The 17222-nt window shown below is 69.1% G+C and carries 18 protein-coding genes and 1 tRNA gene; 6 read left to right on the top strand and 13 right to left on the bottom strand.

The window, feature by feature from the left end; genetic code table 11:
- Positions 1 to 12: 12 nt before the first annotated feature.
- Together petB and petA are read right to left on the bottom strand one after the other, a co-directional pair.
- Positions 13 to 1362 (bottom strand): cytochrome b, encoded by a 1350-nt coding sequence (gene petB, locus JM664_RS03230; protein WP_227418464.1) that lies wholly within the window; start codon positions 1360 to 1362, stop codon positions 13 to 15.
- Positions 1363 to 1373: 11 nt separating this feature from the next.
- Positions 1374 to 1937, bottom strand: coding sequence for a ubiquinol-cytochrome c reductase iron-sulfur subunit (gene petA / locus JM664_RS03225; RefSeq protein ID WP_227418463.1), 564 nt, complete (start codon positions 1935 to 1937; stop codon positions 1374 to 1376).
- 143 nt (positions 1938 to 2080) lie between these two features.
- On the opposite strand from petA, the gene JM664_RS03220 reads away from it, so the two are divergent.
- A complete protein-coding gene (locus JM664_RS03220) occupies positions 2081 to 2665 on the top strand; it encodes a phosphatase PAP2 family protein (RefSeq protein ID WP_227418462.1) in 585 nt (194 codons plus the stop codon).
- Here the strand turns inward: JM664_RS03220 and JM664_RS03215 are convergent.
- A complete protein-coding gene (locus tag JM664_RS03215; RefSeq protein WP_227418461.1) occupies positions 2662 to 3273 on the bottom strand; it encodes a glutathione S-transferase in 612 nt (203 codons plus the stop codon). The genes JM664_RS03220 and JM664_RS03215 overlap by 4 nt on opposite strands.
- Positions 3274 to 3371: 98 nt before the next feature.
- On the opposite strand from JM664_RS03215, the gene JM664_RS03210 reads away from it, so the two are divergent.
- Positions 3372 to 4412 carry a sodium:calcium antiporter gene (locus JM664_RS03210; protein ID WP_227418460.1) on the top strand — a complete coding sequence of 347 codons (1041 nt, stop codon included), beginning with the start codon at positions 3372 to 3374 and terminating at the stop codon, positions 4410 to 4412.
- A gap of 2 nt (positions 4413 to 4414) precedes the next feature.
- Here JM664_RS03210 and mtaB read toward each other — a convergent pair whose 3' ends face one another.
- Genes mtaB through JM664_RS03180 form a run of 6 tightly spaced genes read right to left on the bottom strand, consistent with a single transcriptional unit; the run spans position 4415 to position 9758 of the window.
- Positions 4415 to 5662, bottom strand: a complete 1248-nt coding sequence (mtaB, locus tag JM664_RS03205; protein WP_227418459.1) for a tRNA (N(6)-L-threonylcarbamoyladenosine(37)-C(2))-methylthiotransferase MtaB — start codon at positions 5660 to 5662, stop codon at positions 4415 to 4417.
- Positions 5662 to 6489: a diaminopimelate epimerase gene (gene dapF, locus JM664_RS03200; protein ID WP_227418458.1), complete on the bottom strand. Its 828-nt coding sequence runs from the start codon at positions 6487 to 6489 to the stop codon at positions 5662 to 5664. Before dapF ends, mtaB begins: the two co-directional genes overlap by 1 nt.
- Positions 6490 to 6534: 45 nt before the next feature.
- The gene (locus JM664_RS03195) at positions 6535 to 7278 is read right to left on the bottom strand and encodes a phosphatase PAP2 family protein (protein ID WP_227418457.1); all 744 of its coding nucleotides are present in this window, start codon (positions 7276 to 7278) and stop codon (positions 6535 to 6537) included.
- On the bottom strand, positions 7278 to 8732 hold the full coding sequence (locus JM664_RS03190) for an ArnT family glycosyltransferase (protein WP_227418456.1): 1455 nt from the start codon (positions 8730 to 8732) through the stop codon (positions 7278 to 7280). Before JM664_RS03190 ends, JM664_RS03195 begins: the two co-directional genes overlap by 1 nt.
- Entirely contained in the window at positions 8710 to 9015 is a 306-nt protein-coding gene (locus tag JM664_RS03185) for a lipid-A-disaccharide synthase N-terminal domain-containing protein (protein WP_227418455.1), read from the bottom strand. The genes JM664_RS03190 and JM664_RS03185 overlap by 23 nt, the downstream gene beginning before the upstream one ends.
- Positions 9012 to 9758 carry a glycosyltransferase family 2 protein gene (locus tag JM664_RS03180; protein ID WP_227418454.1) on the bottom strand — a complete coding sequence of 249 codons (747 nt, stop codon included), beginning with the start codon at positions 9756 to 9758 and terminating at the stop codon, positions 9012 to 9014. Before JM664_RS03180 ends, JM664_RS03185 begins: the two co-directional genes overlap by 4 nt.
- A gap of 119 nt (positions 9759 to 9877) precedes the next feature.
- On the opposite strand from JM664_RS03180, the gene JM664_RS03175 reads away from it, so the two are divergent.
- Together JM664_RS03175 and JM664_RS03170 are read left to right on the top strand one after the other, a co-directional pair.
- A tRNA-Lys gene (locus JM664_RS03175) sits at positions 9878 to 9953 on the top strand.
- Between the two features lie 147 nt (positions 9954 to 10100).
- Positions 10101 to 11051 (top strand): MBL fold metallo-hydrolase, encoded by a 951-nt coding sequence (locus tag JM664_RS03170; RefSeq protein ID WP_227418453.1) that lies wholly within the window; start codon positions 10101 to 10103, stop codon positions 11049 to 11051.
- Between the two features lie 35 nt (positions 11052 to 11086).
- On the opposite strand, the gene JM664_RS03165 is transcribed toward JM664_RS03170, so the two are convergent.
- Both JM664_RS03165 and JM664_RS03160 read right to left on the bottom strand, forming a co-directional pair.
- On the bottom strand, positions 11087 to 12217 hold the full coding sequence (locus JM664_RS03165) for an S-(hydroxymethyl)glutathione dehydrogenase/class III alcohol dehydrogenase (protein WP_227418452.1): 1131 nt from the start codon (positions 12215 to 12217) through the stop codon (positions 11087 to 11089).
- Positions 12218 to 12309: 92 nt separating this feature from the next.
- On the bottom strand, positions 12310 to 12867 hold the full coding sequence (locus JM664_RS03160; protein WP_227418451.1) for an HdeD family acid-resistance protein: 558 nt from the start codon (positions 12865 to 12867) through the stop codon (positions 12310 to 12312).
- Between the two features lie 111 nt (positions 12868 to 12978).
- Between JM664_RS03160 and JM664_RS03155 the strand changes: the two genes are divergently transcribed.
- Entirely contained in the window at positions 12979 to 14523 is a 1545-nt protein-coding gene (locus JM664_RS03155) for an FAD-dependent oxidoreductase (protein ID WP_227418450.1), read from the top strand.
- Positions 14520 to 14717 (top strand): DUF2783 domain-containing protein, encoded by a 198-nt coding sequence (locus JM664_RS03150; RefSeq protein WP_227418449.1) that lies wholly within the window; start codon positions 14520 to 14522, stop codon positions 14715 to 14717. Before JM664_RS03155 ends, JM664_RS03150 begins: the two co-directional genes overlap by 4 nt.
- Before the next feature lie 4 nt (positions 14718 to 14721).
- Here the strand turns inward: JM664_RS03150 and JM664_RS03145 are convergent, their stop codons facing one another.
- Together JM664_RS03145 and serA are read right to left on the bottom strand one after the other, a co-directional pair.
- Positions 14722 to 15456, bottom strand: coding sequence for a metallophosphoesterase (locus JM664_RS03145; protein WP_227418448.1), 735 nt, complete (start codon positions 15454 to 15456; stop codon positions 14722 to 14724).
- A 120-nt stretch (positions 15457 to 15576) separates the two neighbouring features.
- A complete protein-coding gene (gene serA / locus JM664_RS03140) occupies positions 15577 to 17172 on the bottom strand; it encodes a phosphoglycerate dehydrogenase (RefSeq protein ID WP_227418447.1) in 1596 nt (531 codons plus the stop codon).
- Positions 17173 to 17222: the final 50 nt, after the last annotated feature.

The raw sequence follows: 17222 nt of genomic DNA, 5'->3' as shown, positions 1-17222 counted from the left end.
CGGCGTCCTTTCTCATTCGGCCGGCCTGGGCGCGGCCGTGGCGGGCTTGGCATGCTCGCCGCCATGGTAGTGCGCGTTGAAGTCGTCCTCGACCGTCGCCGGCTGCGCGATCGGCTTCTCCATGACACCAAGCAGCGGCAGGACGACGAGGAAGTAGAAGAACCAGTAGGCCGAGCCGATCAGCGAGATCGTCGCGTAAGGCTCCTCGGCCGGCATTGCTCCGCACCACATGAGGACGAAGAAGTCGACCACGAGCGCGGCGAACCACCACTTGAACATCGGCCGATAGCGGCCCGACCGCACGCTCGACGTGTCGAGCCAGGGCGCCAGCGCCATCACCGCGATCGCGCCGAACATCGCCAGCACGCCGAAGAACTTGGCATCGATGATGCCGCCTGTGATCCAGTTCGCGGCAATCACGACCCAGACGTCGCCGGTGAAGGCGCGGAGAATCGCGTAGAACGGCAGGAAGTACCATTCCGGCACGATGTGCGCCGGCGTCACCAGAGGGTTCGCCTCGATGTAGTTGTCCGGGTGCCCCAGGTAGTTCGGCATGAAGCCCACGACCGCGAAGAACACGATCAGGATCACCGCGAGCGCGAAGAAGTCCTTGATGACGAAGTAGGGCCAGAACGGCACCGTGTCGCGCGCCGCCACCGCCTTGGACTCGCGCCGCACCTCGACGCCGCTCGGGTTGTTGTTCCCGGTGGCGTGGAACGCCCAGACCTTCAGCAGCGCGAGGCCGAAGATCAGGAACGGCAGGAGGTAGTGCAGCGAGAAGAACCGCGTCAGCGTGTAGTTGTCGACCGCCGGCCCACCGAGCAGCCACGTCTGCAGCGAGGTGCCCACGAACGGGATGGCGCCGAAGAGGCCGGTGATGACGGTCGCGCCCCAGAAGGACATCTGCCCCCACGGAAGAACGTAGCCCATGAAGGCCGTCGCCATCATCAGGATGTAGATGAGGATGCCGATGATCCAGGTGATCTCCCGCGGCTCCTTGTAGGAACCGTAGTAGAGGTTGCGGAAGATGTGCGCGTAGACCGCTACGAAGAACAGCGACGCGCCGTTCATGTGCAGGTAGCGCAGCATGAAGCCGCCGTTCACGTCGCGCATGATGTGCTCGACCGACGCGAAGGCGAGATCGACGTCCGGCGTGTAGTGCATGACCAGGATGATCCCGGTCACGATCTGCAGCGCCAGGGTGAAGAACAGCACGATGCCCCAGATCCACATCCAGTTCAGGTTGCGGGGCGTCGGGATCATGATCGTGTCGTAGAGCAGCGCCACGATCGGAAGGCGGCGGTGAATCCACTTCTCACCGCTGGTGCGCGGCTCGTAGTGATCGTGCGGAATGCCCGGCATCTGTCCCCTCCTCAGCCCAGGACGATCGTGGATTCGTCGGCGAACTCCGCCAGCGGGACCGGCAGGTTCTCCGGAGCCGGACCACGGCGAATGCGCCCGGCCGTATCGTAGTGCGAGCCATGGCAGGGGCAGAACCAGCCGTCGAAATCACCCGCGCCGTCGCCAAGCGGCACGCAGCCCAGATGCGTACAGACGCCCATCATCACCAGCCATTCGCCCGTCTCGTCCAGCGCGCGGTTCTCGTCGGTCGCCGGCACCGCGCCGTCGAGGTTCGCGTTGCGCGCGATCGGATCGGGCAGAGCCGACACGTCGACGGTCCGCGCCTCCGCGATCTCCTCCTCGGTCCGGCGGCGGATGAAGACCGGCTTGCCCAGCCACTTGACGGTGATCTGCGTCCCCGGCGGCACATCTGCCACGTCGACGCGGATCGACGACAGCGCCTGCACGTCGGCCGAAGGGTTCATCTGGTTCACCAACGGCCAGACCGCGGCCCCCGTGACCACCACGCCCGCGCCCGCGGTTGCGTAGTAGAGGAAGTCGCGGCGTGTGCCCGGATGGTCTTCTGCATGCGACACGTGCTTCTCCATTGGCTTCGTCCCGGATACAGCCGGGCAGGACGGGCGCGGCGAGCGCCCGCGGTCGGGTTGAGTGCTTACTAGCCGCCTGATAATGGCGCGTCCAGCGGGCAAACGTCGCAGCGGGAACCGGGGGTGAAAGGGTGTATCTGGTCCGTAGATGGCGCAACGGGCTGGTCGCCGCGGTCCTGATCCTCACCCTCGTCTTCTCCGACCGCGAAGCCGAGCGCTATGGCGACAACTTCCAGATCGCGCTGCCGCTCGCCGCTCTGGGCTGCGCCGTGGCGACCGGGGCGGGCGGAGAATACCTCCTCCGCTTCCTCGGCATGTGGACCACCACCCACGCCTCGAAGCAGGGGCTCGGCGAGGCCGCGATCAACATCCGGCCCGGCGGCGGTGATCTCGGCTTTCCGTCCGGACATACGTCGGCATCCGCTTTTGGAGCGTCCTCTCTGGTCTTCGCGTGCCTGACGGACGCGCCGCTCATCAAGACGGGCGTCGTCTTCGCCGCCGCCTTCACCGGCGCATCGCGGATCGAGGCGGACAAGCACACGATCTGGCAGGTGCTCGCCGGCGCGATCTGGGCGGTTCTGTGGGAACGCGCGCTGCGTCGGCCGGGCCCCGTCCGCGACCGCGTCGTCGCCTCGCTCCGCCGCGTCTTGCGCACGATGGAACGGCCGCTGCGGGTGGCAGGCGGGTGGGCGCGCTCCGCCTGGCGCCGGCGCTAGGCGCCGGACGGCGGACGGGTCGCGATCATGCTCTCGCGCGACGCGAATTTCTCGTACCAGTCGGAGAGCGCTCCGTGACCGGCGCGCCAGTCGAGGTCCTCGTGCCGGAAGTCGAGGTAGGCCAGTGCGCAGGCGACGGCGATCTGCCCCACCGTCAGCGGCCCGCCGAGATGGCTCATCCACCGGTCCGCGAGCGCGTCGAGCGAGCGCGAGATCCGGTCCCGCTGCCCCTGCATCCAACCCTCGTGTCGCTTGCCCTCGTCGCGGAAGCGGCGCTCGTAGGTGATGAGCACGGCGGCGTCCATCATCCCGTCGGCCAGCGACTCGAGCGTCAGCACCTCCCAGATCCGCGATTCGGGATAGAGGCGGCTGCCGGCGAGCCAGTCGAGATAGCGGCAGATCACCCGGCTGTCGTAGAGTGTCGGACCGTCCTCGCGGATCAGCGCGGGGATCTTGCCCACGGGATTCGCCGCAGCGACAGCCTGGTGCGTGGCGACTGCGCTCGTGTGCACGTCCACAAGCTCGATGCGGTCGGCGATGCCGGCTTCGATCGCGGTGACACGGGCCTTGCGTACGAAGGGAGACGCTGGCGAATGGAGAAGTTGCACTCTGAAGTTCCCGGGTCTGTTGCTCGGCGCGACGCTAGCGGTGGGCGTGCCGGCTGCCAAGACCGCGGCGTCGGCGGCCCGGCACCGGCTGGTCCGCAATGAGCGGCCTTTTCACCGGTCTCCCGCTCCCGGCGCTCGTTGGAATCTTCGGCGCAGCAGGTCTGGTGGTGTTCGTCGTCTCGACCCGCATGACGCGGCTCGCCGACCTCATCGCAGACCGCGCCGGATGGGGCGAGGCACTGATCGGGGGGCTGATGCTGGGTGCGGCGACTTCGCTCTCGGGCCTCGCCGTCTCGGTCAGCGCCGCCTGGAGCGGCGACGCCTCGCTGGCCTTCTCCAATGGCGTCGGCGGCATCGCGGCGCAGACGGCATTCCTGGCGCTCGCCGACATCGCGTGGCGTAGGGCGAACCTGGAGCATGCGTCGGCCGAGCCCGCAAACCTGTTCCAGTGCGCACTGCTCGCCATCCTTCTGGCGCTGCCGATACTCGCCTATACCTCGCCCGAGGTCTCGCTCCTAGGCCTCCACCCGGTCTCGCTCGTGATGTTCCTGGTCTACGCGGTGGGCGTCCGGCTGACACGGCGTGTCAGCGAGGCGCCGATGTGGCAGGCGGTCGACACCGACGACACGCGCCACGATGTGCCAGAGGACGAGAGCGAGCCGGAGCGCGGCGCCGCGGGACCGCTGGCGGCATTCGCCCTGCTGGCGATTTCCCTCGCGGTCTCCGGCTGGATCATCGCCCAGGTCGCGGGCGCGGTGATCGAGCGCACCGGCCTCTCGTCGTCTCTCGTCGGTGCGCTGATGACCGCTGTCGTCACGTCGCTGCCCGAGCTCGTCACCACAGTCGCCGCCGTGCGGCGCGGCGCGCTGCAGCTCGCGGTGGGCGGCATCATCGGGGGCAACACGTTCGACTCGCTCTTCCTCGTCGCGTCCGACGCGGCTTACCGCGATGGCTCGATCTTCCACGCGCTCGAGCCGCAGGACTACTTCTGGCTGGCGACTGGTTCGGTGATGACAGCGATCCTGCTCGCCGGCCTCATTCTCCGGGAGCGCACGGGACCGGGCGGCATCGGGCTCGAGAGCTCCTCGATCCTCGGCCTCTACGTCATCGCCGCCGGGGTGCAGGCGCTGGCCGGCTAGCGTCAGGCGAAGAGCACGTTGCCGTCGTGGCGGCCGACACGGACCTCCACGACCTGCCCCTCCGCCTCGTCGCGGTCGAGATGCACCGCCGCGAACTGTTCGGTCCGGCCCATGTGCGGGCTCTCCATCAGGATGCGGTGACGACGGCCGACCTGCGCCGCGAGGTGCCGCTCGACGGAAGCAGCGCCCGCGGCCCGCAGGCGCGCCGCCCGATCGCGCACCGAGGCGCCATCGACCTGCGGCATCCGCGCCGCCGGCGTGCCGCGCCGGGCGGAGTAGGGGAAGACGTGCAGCCAGGTGAGATCGCACTCCTCCACCAGCCTCAGCGAGTTCTCGAACATCGCCTCGGTCTCGGTCGGAAACCCCGCGATGATGTCGGCGCCGAAAGTCATGTCGGGCCTCAGCCGCCGCGCCTCCTCGCAGAAGGCGATCGCGTCGTCGCGGAGATGGCGGCGCTTCATCCGCTTGAGGATCATGTCGTCGCCTGCCTGCAGGCTCAGATGCAGGTGCGGCATCAGGCGCGGCTCGATCGAAATGCACTCCATCAGCGCCTCGTCCGCCTCGATCGAATCGATCGAGCTGATCCGGAGCCGCGGCAGGTCCGGCACCAGCCGCAGGATCCGCCGCACGAGGTCGCCGAGCCGCGGCGTCGCCGGAAGGTCGGCGCCCCACGAGGTCAGGTCGACGCCGGTCAGCACCACCTCGTTGTAGCCGCGCCCAACCAGCCGCCGGATCTGCTCGACCACCACGCCGGCCGGCACGCTGCGCGAATTGCCGCGGCCATAGGGGATGATGCAGAAGGTGCAGCGGTGGTCGCAGCCGTTCTGCACCTGTACGTAGGCGCGGGAGCGTGTGCCGAAGCCGTCGATCAGGTGGCCCGCCGTCTCGCGCACCGACATGATGTCGTCGACTTGCACCGGCTCGGTCCGCTCCAGCAGGCCGTTCCAGGTCTCCGGCCGCATCTTCTCGGCGTTGCCGACCACGGCGTCGACCTCGTCCATCGCGGCGAAGGTCTCGGGCTCGGTCTGCGCGGCGCAGCCGGTGACGATGAGGTGGGCGTTCGGGTTCTCGCGCCTGAGCCGCCGGATCTCCTGCCGTGCCTTGCGCACCGCCTCGGCGGTCACGGCGCAGGTATTGACCACCACCGCGTCCTCGACGCCGGCGGCATCGGCCAGCGCCTTCATCGCCTCCGCCTCGTAGGCGTTGAGGCGGCAGCCGAGCGTGGAGAAAACAGGCGCGCGGCGGTCCATCAGAGCGCCTCCAGCCATTCGGCCGTCAGCACGCCGTCGAAGACATGCGCCGTCGGCCCCGCCATCCAGACGCCGTCCTCGCGCCAGTCAATCTCCAGGCGGCCGCCGTCCAGATCGACCGTTACCCGCCGCCCGGTCAGCCCTCGGCGCGCCGCCGCGACCACTGCCGCGCAGGAGGACGAGCCGCTGGCGAGCGTCGGCCCGACGCCCCGCTCCCACACCCGGACCCGCAGCGTGTCGGGCGCCACGACCTGCGTCACCTGGACGTTCGTGCGCTCCGGAAAGAGCGGGTGCGTCTCGAAGCGCCCGTGGGCGGTGAGGTCCGCTCCCTCGGCGTCGGGGACGAAGAAGGTGCAGTGCGGGTTACCCATGCCCGTCGCCACCGGATCGCCCGGGATCGGCAGGTGCAGCGTGTCTGCCCGCTCGGCTAGCGGGATCTCGCGCCAGTCGAGTTGCGGCAGCCCCATGTTAACTGCGATCAACCTGTCCTCTTTACGAGCCGCCAGGACGCCGCGCCCGGTCCTCAGCGTCAGCGCCGCGCGCTCCGTCCGCGCCATCTCCCACGCCGCGATGCAGCGCGTCGCGTTGCCGCAGGCCGACGAGGTGGAGCCGTCGGCATTCCAGAAGGTCAGGCCGAGGTCCGCGCCTTCGGCCGCCTCCACCACCGCCAGCTGGTCGAAGCCCACGCCGCGGTGCCTGTCGCCCAGCGCGCGCGCAAGCTCCGGCGTCACCGGCTTCGCGCCGCTACGCGCGTCGATCACGACGAAGTCGTTGCCGAGCCCGTGCATCTTCATGAAGGGCAGGCCGCTATGCTGGCACTTTGACATCGGGCGGCCTCATACTCCCGTGCCGCGCGCTTGGAAAGCACACGTTCAGCGGAGGAGGCGCCGCCATCTCTGGCGAGCCATCGCCCGCAGCAGGCCCAGATCGTGCCGCAGCGCCGGCAGAGTCAGCGCGCGCCGGGCCGGGCCGATGTCGAGCAGCCGGTAGAGACCCAGCGCCACGAACGCCACGAGAAAGCCCGCGAAGATCACGTCCGACGTGAAATGCCGCCCCGAAACGACCCGCAGCGCCGAGCCGAGCACCGCGACGGATGCAAGGATCCAGACGGCGCGCCGGCGCCCCCGCGGGCCGAGATGCGGCCACGCGATGACGCCGGTGACGATGGCCAGCGTCGCCGCCGCCGACGCCTCGCCCGAGACGAAGGAGCAGTTGCGTGCGCATTCGTCGACCATCTGGAACGGCGGCGAGAAGCGCGATTCGCCCGAGAAGACGTGATCGGGACGCGCCCGGCCCCAGTGCTCCTTAAGCACGAGGTTCACGAGGATCCCGGGCCCGACGAGGTAGACCGCCGCGATCCAGCCCCAGAGTCGTGCAGGCACGCGCGCGGCGCGCCCGAGCGTCAGCCAAGAGAGCCAGAGGACAAGCGACGCCAGCGCGAGGACGATGGAGGAGTTCCAGATCATGTGGCGCAGCCATTCGGCCTCGTCAGAGTCTGCAATGCCAAAGCTGCCATCTGGGCCGGCGAAGTGGTCCGAGATCCACAGGTCGATCCCCGGCCAGGTCGCGAAGACGAGGTGCACCAGCGCGAACACGACCGCCAGCCGCACCGCCATCAGTCGGCCGCCCAGCAGTCGCCCGGCACGACGTAGGCACGCTGGCCCCGGTCCTCCCAGTAGCCGGCGGGCGAGAAGGCCGCGATAGGCTCGGCGCCTTGAAGGCAGGCGGGCGCTCTGCGGCCGACGAAGAGCACCGGCTCGACGCCGCCCTCGTACGGGTAGGTGCGCGCGTAGTGCGTCAGCGCCGGTCCGTCTGGTGGCGCGGCGCGAAAGTCCAGATGCAGACCCCAGCCCGTGTAGAAAAGGTCGGCCAGCACATCGCGGTTGTCAGAGACGACGACGTCGAGCCCTTGCGCCTCGGCCAGGGCGACGATCTCACGGCTGAGCGCGACACGCCCGAGATAGCGATCCGCCGCGACCTCCCGCAGCCCGTCCGGCAGCCGGTGCGGGACCGCGGCGACGGTGGCGACGGCTAGCGACACCAGAGCGTTGAACGCCACCCCGGCCACCAGCCAGCCGCGCGCCAGCGGCCAGAGCGCCATGACGACAGCGACCGTCCCCGCGAGATAGGCCGTGGCCGCCCAGTTCGCATAGGCGCCCGAGAGCAGCGCCTGCACGCAAACCACCAACAGGATCGGCAGCGAGAAAAGCACGAGCTGACGCAGGCCCGGCCCAAGTCTGCGCCACCGAAAGCCGAGCCCGACCAGCATTGGCAGGAACACCGGCCCGAAGGCGATGAACTGCGCCGCCGTGAACTCGCCCAGCTCGTCCCACTCGAAGCCCAGCCGCGCAGCCGGCGCACGCGCCCAGTCGATGTTGTCCACCGTGTGTTGCATCGTCACTAGGCCGTTGCCGACGTTCCAAAGCACGTTCGGCGCCACAGCGGCGAGGAAAGCAGCCAGACCGGCCAGCGCAAGGCGCCACGACGGCCGCGCCCACGGTACCAGGGCCGCCGCCAGAAGGGCGCCGCCCACAAAATAGATCGCCGCGTACTTGGCCAGGAACCCGATCCCGACCAGCGCCCCGGCGAGCGCACCTAGGCCTGGCCGGTCCTCCGGCACCGCCGATGTCCAGAGCAGCAGCCCGGCCGCCAGGAACGGGAACATCACCGTATCGGTCGAGATGAGCAGGCTGCCCACCGCGATCAGCGGCAGCGTCAGGTAGGCGACCACCGTCCAGAGGGCGGCGACACCGCCCACCAGCCGGGCCGCGACCGCGCCGAGCAGTATCGCGGTCGTCCCGTGCAGGAGCGGCGCGGGGAGGCGCACCCAGAACGGATCGTCGCTCTGCGCCAGCGCGGTCACCGCGCCGATCAGCCAGGCGATCAGCGGCGGCTTCGACGCGTAACCCAGAGCCGGATCCTGCCCCCAGAGCCAATACTGCGCCTCGTCCACGAAGAGCTCGAGCGGCGTCACCGCCAGCAGCCACACGCGCAAGACCGTCACCGCCAGCACGATCGCCAGCGCCGGGCCGAACCACGTCAGCCGGTCAGGCGCGCCGCTGCTCGGCATGGATCAGCCAGAGGTTGCGCGCATAGATGAAGAGCCCCGCCGCCTGACCCAGGATGAACACCGGGTCGCGACGGTAGAGCGCGTAGGCAAGCAATGTCGCGCCGCCGCCGATCGACAGGTACCAGAACGCGACCGGGATCACCGACCGCTGCTCTCGCTCCGAGCTGATCCATTGCACGATGAAGCGCGCCGAGAACAGCACCTGCCCGGCAAGCCCCACGCCGATCCAGGCCAGCTCAAAGCCGTCGTTGACACCGAACCATTGCGCCAATGTTCCGATCACTCGGCGGCCTCCGCCGGGCGTACCGCGACCTCTTCGACGGCCTCGCACCGGCGGCGGCGGCGGATCAGCCACAGCACGCCGAAAATATCCGTGACGCCCACCAGCGCGCGCTGCAGGTTCGTGTACTTGGAGACACCCGCGCGCCGCGGCCGATCACCCACGTCGACCAATTGCACCTCCCAGCCGTCGCGCACGAAGAGCGCCGGGAGAAAGCGGTGCATGTGGTCGAAGTAGGGCAGCGCGAGGAACGCGTCCCGCCGAAAGGCCTTGAGGCCGCAACCCGTGTCGCGGACGCCGTCCCCCAGCATTCGGGCGCGGATGGAATTGGCGACGCGCGAGGCCCGCTGCTTGGCGACGCTGTCCCGCCGGACGGCCCGCTGACCGGCGACGAGGCCAAGCCGCTCGCCCCCCGCCGCGAGCGCATCGAGCAGGCGCGGCAGGTCGGCGGGCGGGTTCTGACCGTCGCCGTCCAGCGTGGCGACACTCGGGGCGCGCGCCGCCCTGACGCCGGCATGAATCGCCGCACTCTGGCCCGCCGATTGCGCGTGACGCAGGATGCGCAGGCTGGGCACCCGTGCCGCCGCCGCGCGCAGCGCCTCGCCGGTGCCGTCGGTCGACCCGTCGTTCACCGCGATAATCTCCCAATCCGGCCGGCCCGCCATCGCCGCCGCGATCTCGTCGATCAGCGGCACGACGTTCTCCGCCTCGTTCTGCATCGGGATGACGATCGTTACCGACAACATCTGGTCACCTGACTCCACGGCCATGGCGCCTTTAGTCGCTCCACTTGCACCTGTCCACACGTGCGCCGCCCTTTCGTCTTGACGCCACACGGACGTGACGCTAGCACCCCGCTCCGAGTGGGCCCGTAGCTCAGTTGGTAGAGCAACTGACTTTTAATCAGTGGGTCACAGGTTCGAATCCTGTCGGGCTCACCACTCCTTCCCGATCCCGTGGCGGCCTTGCGCCGGAGCAGCCGGACTCATAGCGACCTTTTCCCTCCGCGCCGCTCGTGGCAACAACGGCGCGAGCCGAGCGGATCGCTGCGCAATCTCAGGCGGTCCTCGTCATCGAAGGAGCGTCAGATGAGCAAGACCTTCGCCAGCGCCGGCGACCTCGCCGAGAAGCGGTCCAGCTTCACCGAGATCGGGCCCGGGCTCTGGGCCTTCACCGCCGAGGGCGACCCGAACTCGGGCGTCATCATCGGCGACGACGCCGTGATGGTGGTCGAGGCGCAGGCAACCCCCCGCCTGGCCCGCAAGGTGATCGAAGAGATCCGGCGCGTCACCGACAAGCCGATCACACACCTCGTCCTGAGCCACTACCACGCGGTCCGCGTCCTCGGCGCCTCGGTCTACGGCGCCCGCGAGATCGTCATGTCCGGGACCGCCCGCGCGCAGGTCGCCGAGCGCGGACAGGAGGATTGGGAGAGCGAGTTCGCCCGCTTTCCCCGCCTCTTCCAGGGGCATGATGAGATCCCGGGCCTGACCTGGCCCACGACCACCTTCTCAGGTTCGATGAGCGTCTGGCTCGGGAATCGCCGGGTCGACATCATGCAGCTCGGCCGCGCCCACACCGCCGGCGACGCGGTGGTCTGGGTGCCCGATTCCGAGGTGATGTTCACCGGTGACATCGTCGAATATCACTCCGCCTGCTATTGCGGCGACGGGCATTTCGGCGACTGGGGCGAGACGCTCGACAACATCGCGGCCTTCGACCCGGCGGCGATCGCGCCCGGCCGCGGCGATGCGCTCGACACGCGCGAGAAGGTCGCCGTCGCGCTTGCCAACACCCGCGACTTCGTCGAGAGCACCTACCGCGCCGCCGCCCGCGTCGCCGCCCGCGGCGGCAGCCTCAAGGAAGCGTGGGAGGCCGTCCGCGCCGCCTGCGACCCGAAATTCTCAGACTACGCGATCTACGAGCACTGCCTGCCCTTCAACGTCGCCCGCGCTTACGACGAGGCGCGTGGCATCGAGACGCCGCGCATCTGGACCGCCGCCCGCGATCGCGAGATGTGGGAGCAGTTGCAGGCCTGACCACCGCAGCGGCTGCGGGACCAAAGGCCGTCCGATCAGTAGACGACGACGGAGCGTATCGACTCGCCCTCGCGCATCAGGTCGAAGCCCTCGTTGATGTCACCCAGCGACAGCGTGTGGGTGATCATGGGGTCGATCTCGATCTTGCCCTGCATGTACCAGTCGACGATCTTCGGCACGTCGGTCCGGCCCCTCGCCCCGCCGAAGGCCGTCCCCTTCCACGTTCGCCCGGTGACAAGCTGGAACGGCCGCGTCGCGATTTCCGCGCCCGCCGGTGCCACCCCGATGACCACGGAAACGCCCCAGCCGCGGTGTGCGCATTCCAGCGCGTTGCGCATCACCTGCACGTTGCCGGTGCAGTCGAACGTGTAGTCCGCGCCGCCGATCAGGTCGCCCCGACGCTTCGTCATGTCTACGATGTGCGGCACGATCTGGTCGCCGACCTCGGCCGCGTTGACGAAGTGGGTCATGCCGAAGCGCTCGCCCCAAGCCTTCTTGTCCTCGTTGATGTCGACGCCGACGATCATGTCCGCGCCCGCCAGACGCAGGCCCTGGATCACGTTGAGTCCGATGCCGCCGAGGCCGAAGACCACCGCCGTCGAGCCGACCTCCACCTTCGCCGTGTTGATGACCGCGCCGATGCCGGTCGTCACGCCGCAGCCGATGTAGCAGATCTTGTCGAAGGGCGCGTCGGGGTGGACCTTCGCCACCGCGATCTCCGGCAGGACCGTGTGGTTCGAGAAGGTCGAACAGCCCATGTAATGATGCAGCATCTCCCCATCGAGCGTGGAGAAGCGCGAGCTCCCGTCGGGCATGAGGCCCTGCCCCTGCGTGCCGCGGATCGCGGTGCAGAGATTGGTCTTCTGGCTGAGGCACGAGGGGCACTGCCGGCATTCCGGCGTGTAGAGCGGGATCACGTGGTCGCCCGGGGCGACCGTCGTCACGCCCTCGCCGACCTCAAGCACGACGCCCGCGCCCTCGTGACCGAGGATGGACGGGAAGAGGCCCTCCGGGTCGGCGCCGGAGCGCGTGAACTCGTCCGTGTGGCAGATTCCGGTCGCCTTGATCTCGACCAGGACCTCGCCCGCGCGCGGTCCCTCCAGGTTGACGTCCATCACCTCGAGAGGCTTGCCTGCCTCCAGCGCCACCGCTGCCCGTGTCCGCATGTCGCCTCCCTCATTCCTGACGGCGGCACGTGACCGCCGCACCCGTTGAGGCCACTTAAGGACGCCATGACCGCGATGGCAACCGCCCGCGCTCAGCCACTCCGTGCGGCAAGGGCCAGCGCAACGGCCGCCGCGCCCGACGCCAGAAGCTCCACGCCGAGGAAGATCCCGAGCAGCACCAGCGATCCTTCCGGCAGGGCAAAGAAGATGATGAGGCCGAGCGCCGCCGAGACGAGGCCCGACGCCAGCAGCCAGCCCCAGCCCGAACTCTCCCTCCGCCGGGACGCCAGCCAGATCCGCACGAGGCCCGCGGCAAGGAAGAACGCCGCCACCAGGATCGTCAGCGACAGGATCCCTGCAAACGGCTGCGCGACGAGCGACACGGCGAAGAGGATCAGCAGCACGCCTAGCGCAGCAGCCACCGCCCGCGCGCCCGTCTCGCCCCCTCGGAACGCAAGCCAGAGCTGCATTGCGCCAGCGACGACGAACGCCGCCGACGCCACCACAGTTACCGTCAGTGTCGCGGCGAACGGGTTGGCCAGGGCCATGAAGCCGCCGAGGATCAGCACCAGCCCCATCAACAGTGTCAGCAGCCAATCGAAACGTGATGGGGGCGGCGGCGCCTTTTCCGGCTCGGTCACGTGCGACATCGGATCCCTCCGCTTTGCTGCGTCGCCGACAGAACCGCCGGCGCCCGCGCCCGTTCCCCGAGCCCCGCACGAGCGCCTTGCGCGGCAGGGGCACGCGTCTGATGGTGCCGCATGGCCTACGAGCACCGCCGCCTGCCCTACCGCCGCGCCCCAGGCCTCGATGCACCCGAGCCGTGCCACGACGTCGTCATCGTCGGCGCCGGGCCTGTCGGGCTCGCCATGGCTCTGGACCTCGCCAACCACGGCCAGGGCTCGGTTCTGCTCGACGACAACGACAGGGTCAGCATCGGCAGCCGGGCGATCTGCTGGTCGAAGCGTTCGCTCGAGATCCTCGCGCGCCTTGGCGTCGGCCACCGCTGCGTGGAGAAGGGCGTGACGTGGCACGTCGGCCGGACCTTCCACCGCGACCGCGAGATCTTTGCCTTCGACCTTCTGCCCGAGGACGGTCACGAGATGCCCGCCTTCGTCAACCTCCAGCAATACCACGTCGAGGAGTACCTGACCGAGGCGGTGCTGGCGAACCCGCTCATCGACTTTCGGCCGCTGAACCGCGTTGCGGCGATCCGGCCGGCACTGCCGGAGCTGTACGTCCAGACCCCCGAGGGCAGCTATACACTGCAGGCGCGATACGTGCTCGCCTGCGACGGCGCGCGGTCGGCCATCCGCACGATCATGAGGCTCGAATTCGCAGGCGAGCTCTTCGAGGAGCGCTTTCTGATCGCCGACATCGAGATGAAGGCCGACTTTCCGCCCGAGCGGCGATTCTGGTTCGAGCCGCCATTTCATCCGGGCCAGTCGGCGCTTCTGCACAAGCAGCCCGACAACATCTGGCGCATCGACCTCCAGCTCGGCTGGGACGCCGATCCCGAGGCCGAACGCGCGCCCGAGCGGGTGATACCGCGCATCGAGCGGATGGTCGGCCACCGCGACTTCCGCCTCGACTGGGTCAGCGTCTACAGCTTCCAGTGCCGCCGGCTCGATCGCTTCGTCCACGGGCCTGTGATCTTCGTCGGCGACAGCGCCCACGTCGTCAGCCCGTTCGGCGCCCGCGGCGGCAACGGCGGGCTGCAGGACGTCGACGCGCTGGGCTGGCGTCTCGCTGCCCTGCTCGCGGGCCGGGCGTCGGAGCGCGTGCTCTCCGCCTACGATGCCGAACGGACCTTCGGCGCCGACGAGAACATCCGCAATTCTACCCGCACCACCCGCTTCATGACTCCCGCCGACGGCGTCGAGAGGCTATACCGCGACAGCACCCTCGCCCTCGCCGCCGAGGCGCCATTTGCCCGCGCGCTGGCCAACTCCGGCCGCCTCAGCCGCCCCTGCACCTATCCGCTCGACGCGCCCGACGACCCGGCGCTGCCTGCCACCTCGCGCCCAGGCTCGGTCGCGCCCGATGCGCCGCTCGAGGGCGGCTGGCTCATGCGGCAGCTCGGGCCCGACCCGGTGCTCCTGGCCTTGGGTCGTGAAGCGCCGCGCATCGACGGCGTCCGCATCCTGGCGCCGGCACTGAACGACCACCTCCGGCAGCGTTATCTCGGCAATGCGCCGGGCGCGCTCTGCCTGATCCGCCCCGACCAGGTGGTGGGCGCCCGCTGGACCACGGCCGACGCCGCCGCCGTCAGCCACGAGATCGACCGCATGTGGGGCCGCGCATGAAACTTGTCACGGAACCGAATTTCGCCGACCCGGACGAGACCTACGCCCGCCTGCTCGCGGCGCATTCCGGGTTGAGCGAGGCCGAGAGCCACGCCTTCAACGCCGCGCTCGTGCTCATCCTGATGAACCACATCGGCGACGACGCCGCGATTGCCGAGGCGCTGGCGCTCGCCCATCGCGCCACGAAGCCCTGAGGCCTCAGAAGGGCCGCAGCGGCTCGCGACCGCGCGGGCCGAGCAGCCAGCACTGCCGTCCTTCGAAGACGGCTGCCACCAGCGGACCGCCGAACGCGGCACCCGCATCCAGCGCGACACGGTTGCCGTGATGCTCCGGCTCCCGCACCGGCGTGTGGCCATGGACGACCAGCCGCCCGTGGTCGTGCAGGTCATAAAGAAACGGCTCGCGGATCCAGACGAGATCCTCCTCGGTCTGCGCCTCGAGCGGCACCCCCGGGCGGATTCCGGCATGGACGAAGACCAGCTCTTCCGTCACGTGCCAGAGCGGCCGCGCCTCGAGAAAGACCCGGTGCGCCTCGGGCACCGCCGCCGCCGCGTCCCGCTTCACCTCCGCCAGCCGCCGCCCCCGCGCGCGCACGCCATAGCTCGCGAGCGTCTCGACTCCACCCAGGGCGGGATGCAGCCAGTACGCGTCGTCGTCGCGCCCCGCATCACCGAGGCGTTCCGCACGCAGGAAGTTTCGGAACATCCGGTCGTGGTTGCCCATGAGCACGATCCAAGGCTCGCCCGCGCCGATGCCACCGACCAGCCGGTCGATCACGCCGCGGGTGTCGGGACCGCGGTCGTTGAGGTCTCCCAGATGCACCACCGGCGCCTTCGATGCGCCTTCCCGAACCCGATCCGCCGCGATGAGCGCGTGCGCGCGCTCGAGCTTGTCGAGGTGTCCGTGCACGTCGGGAATTGCGTAGATGGTCACCTGGCCTCCTCACGTCGTTCATGCGCCTCTGCGCCGGAGGCGCGCCGCGGCGCCGAATGGCGCCGCTCCAGTGAAGATGCGACGCCGCCCCGACAGGGCGGCGTCTCCGCTCGGCAGGCGTCAGACCACGTCGAACTGCAGCGGCCGCACCTGCTGGAACTTGCCCGTCGCCCGCAGCTTGTCCAGCACCGACTCCGGCACCCGGTCGTCGACATAGAGCAACGCGATGGCGTTGTGCCCCTTTTCGGTTCGGCCCAGCGTGAAGTTGGCGATGTTGACGCCGTTGTCGCCCAGCGTCGCACCCAGCGTGCCGATGATGCCCGGCACGTCCCAGTTGGTCGTGTAGAGCATGTGCTCGCCGATCTCGGCATCGATGTTGACGCCCTTGATCTGGATGAAGCGCGGCTTGCCATCCGAAAAGACGGTGCCCGCGATCGAGCGCTCGCGCTCGGGCGTCTTGACCGTCAGCTTGATGTAGCCCTCGAAGACGCCGGTCTGGTCCTGCGTGGTCGTCGAGATCTCGACTCCCCGCTCCTTCGCCATCACCGGAGCCGAGACCATGTTCACCTCGGGGTTCTGCGCCTTCATGATCCCCGCGATCGCCGCCGCGTTCAGCGCGGCGGTGTTCATCTCGGCCGCGACACCGTCGTAGGTGAGGTTGATCTCCTCGATCGGCTCCTCGGTCAGCTGGCCGACGAAGGCGCCAAGGTGCTGGGCGAGCTTGACCCACGGTCCCATCACCTTCGCCTCCTCGGCGGTGACGGACGGCATGTTGAGCGCGTTCGAGACCGCGCCCGTCAGCAGATAGTCCGACATCTGCTCGGCCACCTGCAGCGCCACATTCTCCTGCGCCTCGGTCGTCGCCGCGCCGAGATGCGGAGTAACGACGACATTGTCCAGCCCGAACAAGGGGCTGGCCGTCGCCGGCTCCTCGGCGAAGACGTCGAAGGCGGCGCCTGCCACGCGGCCCTCCCTCAGCGCCTCGGCCAGCGCCGCCTCGTCGACGAGGCCGCCGCGGGCGCAGTTCACGATCCGGGCGCCCTTCTTCAGCTTCGCAATATTCTCCCTCGACAGTATGTTCCGCGTCCGGTCGGTCAGCGGGACGTGCAAGGTGATGAAATCGCTGCGCTTCAGCAGCTCGTCGAGCTCCACCTTGGTCACGCCCAGATGCGCTGCGCGCTCCTCGCTGAGGAACGGGTCGTAGGCGATAACCTTCATGTGGAGGCCGACGGCGCGTTCGCAGACGATGCCGCCGATGTTGCCGGCGCCGATGACACCGAGCGTCTTTCCGGTCAGCTCCACCCCCATGAAGCGCGATTTTTCCCAACGTCCCTCGTGGGTTGAGGCGTTCGCGGCAGGGATCTGGCGCGCCACGGCGAACATCATCGCGATGGCGTGCTCGGCGGTGGTGATCGAGTTGCCGAAGGGGGTGTTCATCACGATCACGCCGCGCTTCGAGGCCGCCGCGATGTCGACGTTGTCGACGCCGATGCCGGCGCGGCCGATCACCTTGAGATTGCTTGCCTTTTCCAGCACCTTCTCGGTCACCTTGGTGGCCGAGCGGATCGCGAGGCCGTCATAATCGCCGATCACCTCGAGCAGCTTTTCCTTGTCCTTCCCGATGCTTGGGTCGAACGTCACGTCGATGCCGCGGTCGCGGAAGATCTGCACGGCGGTCTCGGAGAGCTTGTCCGAGACGAGAACCCTGGGCGCCATGTCGCGCACTCCTGTTCTTGTAAATACTTGCAAGATTTCGGGGACGGTCT

This window comes from Roseitranquillus sediminis (assembly GCF_016918935.1).
GTDB lineage: Bacteria > Pseudomonadota > Alphaproteobacteria > Rhodobacterales > Rhodobacteraceae > Roseitranquillus > Roseitranquillus sediminis.
The sequence above is the reverse complement of the archived record's forward strand: the minus strand, read 5'-3'. Positions and strand labels throughout refer to the sequence as shown.